14 protein-coding genes are annotated in these 10,355 nt (G+C 35.8%); all 14 read left to right on the top strand.

Features of this window, described 5'->3' with window-relative positions; all coding sequences use genetic code 11:
• Positions 1 to 393: 393 nt before the first annotated feature.
• The 14 genes from ACWODM_RS15800 to ACWODM_RS15735 all read left to right on the top strand — a co-directional run bounded on the left by ACWODM_RS15800 (position 394) and on the right by ACWODM_RS15735 (position 10,038).
• Entirely contained in the window at positions 394 to 1,344 is a 951-nt protein-coding gene (locus ACWODM_RS15800) for a HEPN domain-containing protein (protein ID WP_455322289.1), read from the top strand.
• Positions 1,345 to 1,463: 119 nt separating this feature from the next.
• Positions 1,464 to 2,531 (top strand): DNA cytosine methyltransferase, encoded by a 1,068-nt coding sequence (locus ACWODM_RS15795; RefSeq protein ID WP_455322288.1) that lies wholly within the window; start codon positions 1,464 to 1,466, stop codon positions 2,529 to 2,531.
• Positions 2,524 to 2,751: a hypothetical protein gene (locus ACWODM_RS15790; protein WP_455322287.1), complete on the top strand. Its 228-nt coding sequence runs from the start codon at positions 2,524 to 2,526 to the stop codon at positions 2,749 to 2,751. Before ACWODM_RS15795 ends, ACWODM_RS15790 begins: the two co-directional genes overlap by 8 nt.
• 2 nt (positions 2,752 to 2,753) lie before the next feature.
• A complete protein-coding gene (locus ACWODM_RS15785; RefSeq protein ID WP_455322286.1) occupies positions 2,754 to 3,161 on the top strand; it encodes an antirestriction protein ArdA in 408 nt (135 codons plus the stop codon).
• Between the two features lie 143 nt (positions 3,162 to 3,304).
• The gene (locus tag ACWODM_RS15780; RefSeq protein WP_455322285.1) at positions 3,305 to 3,619 is read left to right on the top strand and encodes a YdcP family protein; all 315 of its coding nucleotides are present in this window, start codon (positions 3,305 to 3,307) and stop codon (positions 3,617 to 3,619) included.
• Between the two features lie 15 nt (positions 3,620 to 3,634).
• Positions 3,635 to 3,994, top strand: a complete 360-nt coding sequence (locus tag ACWODM_RS15775; RefSeq protein ID WP_455322284.1) for a YdcP family protein — start codon at positions 3,635 to 3,637, stop codon at positions 3,992 to 3,994.
• A gap of 9 nt (positions 3,995 to 4,003) precedes the next feature.
• Positions 4,004 to 5,380, top strand: coding sequence for an FtsK/SpoIIIE domain-containing protein (locus ACWODM_RS15770; protein WP_455322283.1), 1,377 nt, complete (start codon positions 4,004 to 4,006; stop codon positions 5,378 to 5,380).
• On the top strand, positions 5,370 to 5,654 hold the full coding sequence (locus ACWODM_RS15765; RefSeq protein ID WP_455322282.1) for a hypothetical protein: 285 nt from the start codon (positions 5,370 to 5,372) through the stop codon (positions 5,652 to 5,654). The genes ACWODM_RS15770 and ACWODM_RS15765 overlap by 11 nt, the downstream gene beginning before the upstream one ends.
• A gap of 68 nt (positions 5,655 to 5,722) precedes the next feature.
• Complete coding sequence (locus ACWODM_RS15760; protein ID WP_455322281.1) at positions 5,723 to 6,076, top strand: hypothetical protein; 354 nt, start codon at positions 5,723 to 5,725, stop codon at positions 6,074 to 6,076.
• Positions 6,077 to 6,484: 408 nt separating this feature from the next.
• The gene (gene mobT / locus ACWODM_RS15755) at positions 6,485 to 7,675 is read left to right on the top strand and encodes a MobT family relaxase (RefSeq protein WP_455322280.1); all 1,191 of its coding nucleotides are present in this window, start codon (positions 6,485 to 6,487) and stop codon (positions 7,673 to 7,675) included.
• 13 nt (positions 7,676 to 7,688) lie between these two features.
• Entirely contained in the window at positions 7,689 to 7,910 is a 222-nt protein-coding gene (locus ACWODM_RS15750) for a hypothetical protein (protein ID WP_455322279.1), read from the top strand.
• A 16-nt stretch (positions 7,911 to 7,926) separates the two neighbouring features.
• Positions 7,927 to 8,427 carry an antirestriction protein ArdA gene (locus ACWODM_RS15745; protein ID WP_455322278.1) on the top strand — a complete coding sequence of 167 codons (501 nt, stop codon included), beginning with the start codon at positions 7,927 to 7,929 and terminating at the stop codon, positions 8,425 to 8,427.
• Positions 8,428 to 8,497: 70 nt separating this feature from the next.
• On the top strand, positions 8,498 to 8,878 hold the full coding sequence (locus ACWODM_RS15740; protein WP_455322277.1) for a hypothetical protein: 381 nt from the start codon (positions 8,498 to 8,500) through the stop codon (positions 8,876 to 8,878).
• 68 nt (positions 8,879 to 8,946) lie between these two features.
• On the top strand, positions 8,947 to 10,038 hold the full coding sequence (locus tag ACWODM_RS15735; RefSeq protein ID WP_455322276.1) for an IS30 family transposase: 1,092 nt from the start codon (positions 8,947 to 8,949) through the stop codon (positions 10,036 to 10,038).
• The last annotated feature ends 317 nt before the right edge of the window (positions 10,039 to 10,355 follow it).

Genomic DNA, 10,355 nt, shown 5'->3' with positions numbered 1-10,355 from the left:
ACAGAAGGTCTCTATTGTTAGCTAAATTATTTATGTGGTTCCCTTGTCCGCATTCGGTGGCGCTATTGTCCGCATTCACTGGCTCATTTTTCCGCACAGGTGGCTCTATTCGTTCGCAATATTCATATAGTAAACCAATCCAATAATTTTCCAGGAATAACAATTCTGGAATATAATATTCAAACTTTATTTATCTCAAAATCGGAGATAAATCATTCTATATTAGAAAATATAAAGAAATTTACTATTTCCTTTGAAGAATATGAAAATTGGAATACCTCTTCTGCTATTCAGTTATTACGTCTACCTGTTGATTCCGAATTAATTAGTATACAATATTCAAAAGACTCTCTAAAGGAGATCCAGAAGGAGTATTTTTTAGAAAAATCTAATTTGAAAATAACTGAATTTGCTGAGATTAAAACTGATTTTAGGAATAGTCTTTATGATTTTAAAGTACTTCAAAAAAAATATCTTTCAGTGGAATATATGGACTTCACTACTTTCCACTATGAACAAGCAATGAAGAATGTAAGTTTTATAAATCACTTATATTCCTTCTTGTTAAATAATATTTTAAATTATAAAGAACTTTGTTTGCATATAACTAGCCCATCTACACAAGACTTACAAAAAGTGCAAGTTTATTTCCATCAACGGATTGCTTCAATCAATAGTAGATATTTAATAAACTATAACGAAATCGAAGATATTTTCCCTAGATTATTAAATGAATTTGATACCTTGTATTCAACTTTGGAAAAAATATTAAGTGGGCATTCGAATTCTTCCATTAAAAAGTTTTTCGAAGTTGACGATTTTCTTCAAGCTGCAAGAAATCTGGAAGTATTCTCTAGAAATTTTCATAATGTTACATCAAATTTACCAGAGAATTATTCACAAACAAAAGAAATGTTATTAGAAAATTTAAATCAAAGCAAAAATTCTGAATTGATTAGTTTTTTTGAATCCAAAATTACATTTATTGGTGAAATCTCACTAAACAAGAAATTAAAAATACTAATACAATCTATACCTGAAGAGTTGCAAATAAGTTTGTTTAAATTACCGAGCAAAAGTCTCTCGAAATCCATTAAAAAATATTGCCAAACTGTAGCAGATACAAGAAACTATTACACACATGGCGACAATATTTCTAAATATAACAATGCTATTAACGATATGAAAGAATTGCACACAATCTATATGAAAATGAGATGTTTAATGGATATACTGATTTTAAAAACTTTGAAAATTGATGAAGAAAAAATAATTAATACCATTAAAAGATGGGATGGTCCTTACCAGCAACTATTTTTCAGTTCACTTAATCTATCTCTGTAGATGGGATTAATGAAAAATGTCTCGAACAAGAACCATTTTAATGAATTAAATACTAGCTATACCATTTAGACACTTCATAATGAGGTGTCTTTTTTATTTAGAAGGAGTTAATAACAATAATGCATCTAACACTAGGAAGCCTTTTTGACGGTATCGGTGTGTTCCCTCTCGCCTCTCAAAGAAATAGCATCACTCCACTATGGGCAAGTGAAATAGAAAAAGCACCGATTCGAATTACTAAACGTCAGTTTCCCAACATGATTCATTTGGGAGACTTAACCAAATTACATGGTGGAGACATTCCACCCGTTGATATTGTCACTTTTGGATCGCCTTGTCAGAACCTCTCAACTATTGGAAATCGTGAAGGATTAGCTGGCAAAAAGTCCAATTTATTTTATGAAGCCATAAGAATTATTGAAGAAATGAGGGAAACAACCAATGGAAAGTATCCAACTCTCGCTATTTGGGAAAACGTCATGGGAGCTTTTTCATCAAATGACCGAATGGATTTTAAGGCCGTCTTGGAATCCTTCGTTCAAACCAAAGTTCCAGTTCCTCCCTCTCGTCAATGGGCAAACGCCGGTATGGTGCGAGGGAGAAATGTTGATGTGTGTTGGCGAGTCCTCGATAGTCAATATTGGGGTGTCCCCCAACGACGTCGAAGAATCTTTCTCGCCGCAGATTTTAGAGACTTTCGTGCCAGAGAAATACTTTTTGACACCAAAGGAATGCAGTCGCATATTGAAACTTGCAACCAAAACAGGTTGCCGACCACCCAAGACAATCGAAGCCTTATTACTGAAACAGGGCGGCAACTATTACTCTATCCCTTCCAAGAGCGCCGAATGCGTACGTACGCAAAAGAAAAAAATGCCAAAGGATTCATCTCCAGTTTCGGACAACCAACTGACCCTTTTCCCACTCTCTTAGCGGGTACTGTTGATACCTTTGCTTATTGGCAAGAAGGACTAGAAACGGAAGGTTTGGTTCGGAAGCTCACTCCACTTGAATGTGAGCGAATCATGGGTTTACCTGAAAATTGGACGAAATATGGATTTGATAATCAATTAATCAGTGACTCTGCCCGATACAAAGCACTAGGAAATTCCATTGTGGTTCCCTGTGCGGAATTTATTTTGTCGAATGTCGCAAAGGTCTATGTTAAAGGAGAATCTCATGGTTAGAACACGTGAACGTTTAAATGCTGCCCAACAATTACTATGTACCAATTCAATCAATCAGTTGACCGCAGCAATGAATAATTTCCAAATTTTACAACACATCGATGGTCGAGAAGAACGAGGTCGTCAAACAATCGCCGAACAATTAATGGAAGTCGAAGAGTATTTACAGATTGTCAAAAATCAAATCCAAACCATTCGGAATTTATATAAGGAGGTTTAAACATGGATCATACCATTCAAGTATATATTACTAATTTAAGTCGTTATGAATATGATGGCTTGATTATCGCTGCTTGGTTCACCCTACCTGTTTCCTTAGATGAATTAAGAGAAAAGCTACAATTGGAAACAGATGAAAGTTATGAAATTGAAGATTGGGAAGCCCCTTTCCGATTAATCGATGATCGAGATATTCCCACACTCAATCGTTTAGCTCTTTTAATCGAAGAAAACAGTCACTACGATATGTTTCCTTATTTAGATGAATTGATTGAATTGGGTGTCTTTGAGTCTCATGTTGATGGCTTGAAGCGATTAAATCAATTAACACATTTAGAAGTAAAGCCTGCGGATACTGATTCTATAGAAGATACATTTGAATTATCCGATGGCACCTATTTTACCATTTAAAGCAGTTTGACTAATCCAATAGTTGAATTGCTTTTTTGTTTGGAAAGGATGAGTTTTAATGAAAAATACTACTCGTTCCCCACCGCTTATCAACGCTTTTCTATTGATTGCCACCAAAACTTTGAATGAAAAGAGGAAAAAATATGGAACTAAAATACGTAGTACCGATTATGAAAGACACGTTTGGCCACTTAGAATATGCCGGTGAAGGAAACGTTGAACAACGACGCATCAATGGTCGTTTATCCACTGTTTCTCGTAGCTACAACTTATATTCAGATGTGCAACGTGCAGATGATATTGAAGTGATTTTACCTCATACGGCTGGAGAAAAATTCTTTGAAGTGGAAGAATCGGTCAAATTAATCAACCCACGCATTGTCGCAGAAGGATATAAGATTGGTGAACGTGGATTTACGAATTACATTTTACATGCAGACGATATGGTCAAAGCTTAAAGGAGGAAAACATACATGAGATTAGCACAAGGTATTATTATTGACAAAGAGAAAACTTTTGGACGGTTAAAATTTTCTGCATTGCGTCGGGAAGTTTTTCTAAACAATGAAGATGGCAGTGTATCAACTGAAGTTAAGGAACGAACCTATGATTTAAAATCACGGGAACAAGGACGAATGATACAAGTAAGTATTCCCGCTTCGATTCCATTACGAGAATTTGATTACAATGCAGAAGTAGAATTAATTAATCCAGTCGCAGACACCGTAGCCAATGCCACTTTTCGTGGGGCGGATGTTGATTGGTATATCAAAGCGGATGATTTGGTGCTAAAGAATAAACCTACACCAAAGATCGAGCCAAAGAATAAATAGGGATAGACCATGAAATTCTTACAAAGCAAAGGAAAACGAATTAGACCAAGCGATAAACACTTGGCCTTTCAGTTTTTCTTTGTCTCTACCCTAACTTGTTGGCTACTTGCCTTCCTTCCCTTTCACCTTGCTTTTTTTAATCGAACAACTTGGCAACTAGAGGAACTTAAACAACACTTTTTCAGTCCGTACGCCAGTCTTTCACTCGCCTTCTCCCTTCTTTTGGTTGGTGTTTTCCTCTTCGTATTCTATCGATATGGGTTTGATTATTATAAAAGTTTAACCCATCGCCAAAAACTAGCTCGAATGATTCTAGAAAATGGATGGTTAGAAACAAAACAAGTAGAAGAATTTCAACTCTTTGAAGATTCACCGACTAAAAAGAAAGAAAAAATTAGCTACTTTCCTAAATTCTATTATCGAATGAGCAAAGGATTGATTGTGATTACTGTAGAAATCACACTAGGAAAATACCAGGATCAATTGTTGCGATTAGAGAAGAAATTTGAATCAGGTTTATACTGTGAGCTAGTCGATAAAGAACTCAAAGACTCTTTTGTCGAATATACCCTACTTTATGATATGATTGCCAATCGTATTACGATTGATGAGGTTTCTGTAAAAGACGGTTCGATGCAATTGATGAAAAATTTATCATGGGCGTTTGATTCTTTGCCTCATATGTTGATTGCAGGTGGGACCGGTGGTGGGAAATCGTATTTCATTCTTACGATTATTGAGTCTCTCCTTCAAACCAATGCCAAACTGTTTATCCTCGACCCAAAGAATGCCGATTTAGCAGATTTGGGAACAGTGATGAACGATGTCTATTACAAAAAAGAAGAAATATCTGATTGTATTGATGATTTTTATGCTCGCATGATGGCTCGTAGTATCGATATGAAGAAAATGCTTCACTATAAAACAGGCGAAAACTATGCTTATCTGGGATTAGAACCAAATTTTCTGATTTTTGATGAGTATGTCGCTTATATGGAGATGTTGAGTGCCAAAGAAAATATGGTGGTCATGAATAAATTAAAACAAATCGTCATGTTGGGTCGACAAGCTGGATTTTTTATTATCTTAGCGTGTCAAAGACCGGATGCAAAATATTTACAAGATGGGATTCGTGACCAGTTTAACTTTCGTGTAGCTCTTGGACGTATGAGTGAACTTGGGTATTCCATGATGTTTGGAGATGTCGATAAAGATTTCTTCTTGAAACAAATTAGAGGGCGTGGCTATGTAGATGTCGGTACTAATGTTATAAGCGAATTTTACACACCACTTGTTCCTAAAGGGCATGATTTTTTAGCTACAATCGGTGCCTTATGTGACCCAAAACCGTTAGTAAAAAAGGAGGAACTCGAAGATGGAATTTGATGAATGTATTTATCGTTTGTATGAACTTTCAAGAAGTGAAGATCCAGAGTTGCAGCAACGTTTTCGCATGTTAGCTTTTGATGTGAGTAAAAACGGCATTACTGGCTTAGTTCCTATCGAAGAAGGCGGGATTACAGATGGTGTACCCTTCACTATGATCCTTTCTACCTTACAATCGGGTATGGAAGAAGCCACCTCACCTCTTGATCGAACAAAGATTGAAGCATTGTATAGTGTTTTGTTGTCAGAAGGGATTGATGGGTATAAGAAATAGTATGGATGGAAGCGGAAATTTTTAATCAACTGCGGTATAGTTAAATGAACAAGATTGGAGGAAATGGCATGTCTCACTTTATCCGTATCGTTGTTACCAGTTTACATCCGACTTATTTGATCCGTCAGTATATCTTTAGTGCTGTTGTTACTGCTTTTTTCTATTTTTCAAATTCAGGAACCTCGCCTACTTCGTTTTATGTCTTTTTAGGATTAAATTTTCTTCTTTATCCATTTGCTATGTTTGTTTATGATTCCTCTGTCTCTCTTTTAATGGGAAATAATGTGTGGATTACAAGTATAGTTGTTACCTTCATTTGGGGTTTCATCAAAATCTTATTGATTTATTTCTTTAGTGTCTTAATTGCGCCAATTGGCATATTCATTTTGTATTTTACCAATCGTAAGAGGCCTAGATTATAAAGGTCTTCCATTCGTCCCGTAGAAAAGATGTGAAGGATCGAAGGAGCCTGTGACTGATACTTTATATCTTTAAGAGGGGAAACATAAGCGTAGTCGAATGTATAAAAAAGAAACACAAACTTTTAACTCTATATTACTGTAAAAAAAACAAACAATAAAATAAACACAGACAGAAAAATCCATGACGGCAACGCATAAGTCATGGCTTTTTCTAGTCTGGTGGGTGTGGCAAGCCACACCCACCTTGATTAACCCCCCCATTCTAACAGGGGGGTAGAAATACAAAAAGAATAAGAAAAAAAGGCTTAGAAACTTTGATATAACAATCTTTCTATCCTTTTAACAGGTGTCAACTTTTTTTGAATAGTTGACATCTTTTTTATTTACTCAAAAAAGAAAGGAGAAGTTGTGTTGATAAAACTCAAACAACAAATATTAGAACTAAAGCAACGTCGAAAATCCTACGGTATCTCGCAAAATAAATTAGCTACTTCAGTTGGTATCTCTAGACAATATTTAAGTGAAATTGAAACAGAAAAAGTAATTCCTTCCAGTGATTTACTTTCAGAATTAGACGATATGCTCGAACGTTTTAATCCAGAATTACCACTAGAGATGTTATTCGATTACGTTCGGATTCGATTTCCAACCACAAATCCACAAGGAGTAATTGAGAATATCCTGAAATTAAAAATGAAATATATGATCCACGAGGATTATGCTTTTTACTCGTATGAAGAACAATATATTTTTGGTGATATTGCAGTAATGGTATCTCATGATATTGAAAAAGGAGTCCTGGTGGAAATGAAAGGAAAAGGCTGTCGACAATTTGAACACTTTTTATTAGCTCAACAAAGAACATGGTACGACTTTTTCTTAGATGTCTTCGCAGTAAACGGTGTTTATAAACGTTTAGACTTAGCCATCAACGATAAAGTTGGTTTATTAGATATTACTGAGCTTACTCGTAAATGTCAAAACGAAGAATGTATCTCAGTATTCCGCAACTTTAAGAATTATCGGTCAGGCGAATTGGTTCGCCAACATGAAAAAGCTGATATGGGTGATACGTTGTATATTGGTTCGCTAAAATCAGAAGTCTATTTTTGTATCTATCAAAAAGATTATGAGCAATATGTCAAACTTGGGATTCCATTAGAAGAGAATCCAGTCAAAAATCGTTTTGAGATTCGTTTGAAAAATGAGCGTGCTTTACATGCCGTGATTGATTTATTAAACAATGGAAACGTTGGCGAAACGACCTTCTCCATTATTAACCGATATATTCGGTTTGTGGATAAAGATTCCAACAAACGTCGTAGTCAATGGAAAATTAATGCGGATTGGGCATTTTTCCTAGGCGAAAATCAGCGAAAACTACGATTAACTTCAGAACCTGAACCCTATTCGTTTGACCGAACCTTGAATTGGTTGTCACGACAAGTCATTCCTACCTTAAAACTAGCAATGAAAATCGACAAACTCAATCAAACGACAGTCATCCAAAATATGATTGATTATGCAGAATTATCGGATCGTCAGAAAAAGATTTTACAGCAACAAACCCTTCCTGTAGAGGAAGTTATTATTAATTAAAGGAGAATGTGTTATGAACTTTGGACAAAATTTATATAATTGGTTTCTTTCCAATGCGGAATCATTGGTACTAATGGCAATTGTTGTGATTGGTGTGTATTTAGGTTTTAAAAGAGAATTTTCCAAATTAATTGGTTTCTTGATTATTGCCTTAATTGCCGTAGGTTTAGTCTTCAATGCATCTGGGGTAAAAGATGTTTTATTGAATCTTTTCAATCGTATTATCGGTGCTTAGAAGGGAGTGAAACCAAATGGATATGCAAGTGTATATTTCTAATTTAGGAAAATACAACGAAGGCGAATTAGTCGGTGCTTGGTTTCAACCACCTATTGATATGGAAGAAGTCAAAGAAAAAATTGGATTGAATGATCAATACGAAGAATATGCCATCCATGACTATGAGTTGCCTTTTGAAATTGGTGAATACACACCAATTTCAGAAATCAATCGCTTGTGTTCTCTGATTGAAGAAATTGAGGACACAGAAATTTTTAAAGAATTACGCGAAATTCAAAGCATGTGGTTTTCAAGTTTAGAAGACTTGATTGAACACAAAGACGATATTATCTGTTATTCGGATTGTGATTCGATGGAAGATGTCGCAGCTTATTATGTCGAAGAAACAGGACAACTTGGTGAAGTGCCTTCTAACCTTCAAAACTATATTGACTATCAAGCACTCGGTCGAGATATGGAGTTAGAAGGGAATTTTTTAGTGACAAGTAATGGAGTATTTCAATTTAACAATTAAATATATGATTACCTTCCAGTCACATCGTATAATAAAGATATAACGATGATAGACTGGGAGGTAATTCGCAATGGTAAAGAGAAAAAAAAATTACAATTTTTATTATGACGAGGCTTTTCATGATAGAAAAATTACAGAGAACAAAAAAGTTAAGGGAGAATTAAATATTGAAAATAATGAGCAATCGGATAATTTTGTATCTGTCAATATTGGTTTACCCCACCATCTAACTGAAGAGTACTTTGAAAAATATCTACTCTTTGAATCAAACGTTAAGAATATCCTTGATATTGACAGTCATAAAGAGTTTAAAGGAGCCACAATTAGAAAGAAAAATTTTAAATTTGGTATAGCTAGCTTTAATACGAATACTCTTAAAATATATTCTGATTTTTTTGATTTTTTTGATGATGGCGCATTTTATAATGAACTTAGCCACCTGAGGCATTAAAAAAACGTCATCGTAAAATTTCATGTATTATTGAAGTTCCAACACAATCAATAAAGGATGAATTTACGATGACGCAAACTCAGAATACCACAGAATCACCTAAAGGAAAACACCTAACTTATAAGGAACGTGTACAAATTGAAACTTTTCGATCGTTAGACAACCCTTTAAGTGGAAATTGTATTGCCAAAAAACTCGGACGTGCCCGTCGAACCATCCACAAAGAAATCAAGGATGGCACTGTTCGTCAGGTACGAAAACAGAAACAAAACGGCAAAGAATACTGGTATGATTACGTTGTCTATTCTGCCGATGCAGGTCAAGCGGCTTATGAGAACGCACGGAAGCACTCAAGTAAACAACACAAATGGGTCAAAGCACCTAATTTTATGGCTTATGCGGACCAACAAATGAAGGAGAACAACTATTCTCCAGATGTGATTGTTGGCCGTGCCAAAAAGCTCAAATTGTTTCCAGAGGAGGATATTCCCTGCACAACCACGCTTTACAACTACATTGATCAAGGATTTATGGAGACAAAAAACATAGACCTCCATTTGAAAGTCCGACGCAGAACCAATCACGCTCAAAATCGTAAGAATAAAAAATTACTTGGCGACCTGATTGAAAAACGCCCTGATATCGTTGACTCTCGGGAAGAATTTGGTCATTGGGAAATTGATACAGTTGCCGGCTTGAAATCGGGAACAGACCAAGCATTACTGACATTAACAGAAAGAAAGACACGGTATGAGGTAATCATCAAAATTGATGGGAAGGCCTCCAATCCGGTCAATCAAGCGCTAGCTACATTGAAAGCAGCTGCTGGAGAGCATTTCGGTCTACTCTTTCGAACGATGACCTCTGATAATGGCAGTGAATTTTCTGGTTTGACCGAACTTTTAAAAGAAGTCACGGATGTGTACTTCACTCATCCCTATTCTTCGTGGGAACGAGGAACGAATGAAAATCATAACGGAATCATTCGCCGTTTCATTCCCAAAGGAACACGAATGATGGATGTGTCACTTTCGACTGTTCGTCACGTGCAAGATTGGATGAATACACTACCAAGGAGAATCCTTGGCTATGCCACACCTAGAGAATGTTTGATAGAAGAAATACGTCAGTTACAATTGGGTGCTCGTGAAACCGCCTAGGCTTGACAACGAGCCTCCTTGGGCATGGTGGTTCTTGGGCTGTTCAATTGACTTGAAAGCAAGAACTTCGCCCAATTCTGCTTATCGCAGATACCATGCCCCAGCTCATTGTCAAGCCCAGGCTAGCTAGATGAAAAATTAAATAACACACGAATTTCAATACGTGGCTAACTTCTACTTGAAATTTGCGAATAAAAAAACATCATAGTGAAAAATCATGTATTATTAGGGTTCCGATACCAACTAATAAGGAGATTTTCACTATGACGTATTCAAATTCTACCACAACTCGTTTAAAAGGTCAGCACCTAACAGCC

The sequence above is a fragment of the Enterococcus olivae genome, from assembly GCF_053760925.1.
This window is presented reverse-complemented; position numbering and strand designations above follow the sequence as displayed.

What these genes read in the sequence shown, in the direction of transcription:
- ACWODM_RS15795 (WP_455322288.1), top strand. Translation starts at nt 1,464, where the DNA reads ATGCATCTAACACTAGGAAGCCTTTTTGACGGTATCGGTGTGTTCCCT.
- ACWODM_RS15790 (WP_455322287.1), top strand. Translation starts at nt 2,524, where the DNA reads ATGGTTAGAACACGTGAACGTTTAAATGCTGCCCAACAATTACTATGT.
- ACWODM_RS15785 (WP_455322286.1), top strand. Translation starts at nt 2,754, where the DNA reads ATGGATCATACCATTCAAGTATATATTACTAATTTAAGTCGTTATGAA.
- ACWODM_RS15780 (WP_455322285.1), top strand. Translation starts at nt 3,305, where the DNA reads ATGGAACTAAAATACGTAGTACCGATTATGAAAGACACGTTTGGCCAC.
- ACWODM_RS15775 (WP_455322284.1), top strand. Translation starts at nt 3,635, where the DNA reads ATGAGATTAGCACAAGGTATTATTATTGACAAAGAGAAAACTTTTGGA.
- ACWODM_RS15770 (WP_455322283.1), top strand. Translation starts at nt 4,004, where the DNA reads ATGAAATTCTTACAAAGCAAAGGAAAACGAATTAGACCAAGCGATAAA.
- ACWODM_RS15765 (WP_455322282.1), top strand. Translation starts at nt 5,370, where the DNA reads ATGGAATTTGATGAATGTATTTATCGTTTGTATGAACTTTCAAGAAGT.
- ACWODM_RS15760 (WP_455322281.1), top strand. Translation starts at nt 5,723, where the DNA reads ATGTCTCACTTTATCCGTATCGTTGTTACCAGTTTACATCCGACTTAT.
- ACWODM_RS15750 (WP_455322279.1), top strand. Translation starts at nt 7,689, where the DNA reads ATGAACTTTGGACAAAATTTATATAATTGGTTTCTTTCCAATGCGGAA.
- ACWODM_RS15745 (WP_455322278.1), top strand. Translation starts at nt 7,927, where the DNA reads ATGGATATGCAAGTGTATATTTCTAATTTAGGAAAATACAACGAAGGC.
- ACWODM_RS15740 (WP_455322277.1), top strand. Translation starts at nt 8,498, where the DNA reads ATGGTAAAGAGAAAAAAAAATTACAATTTTTATTATGACGAGGCTTTT.
- ACWODM_RS15735 (WP_455322276.1), top strand. Translation starts at nt 8,947, where the DNA reads ATGACGCAAACTCAGAATACCACAGAATCACCTAAAGGAAAACACCTA.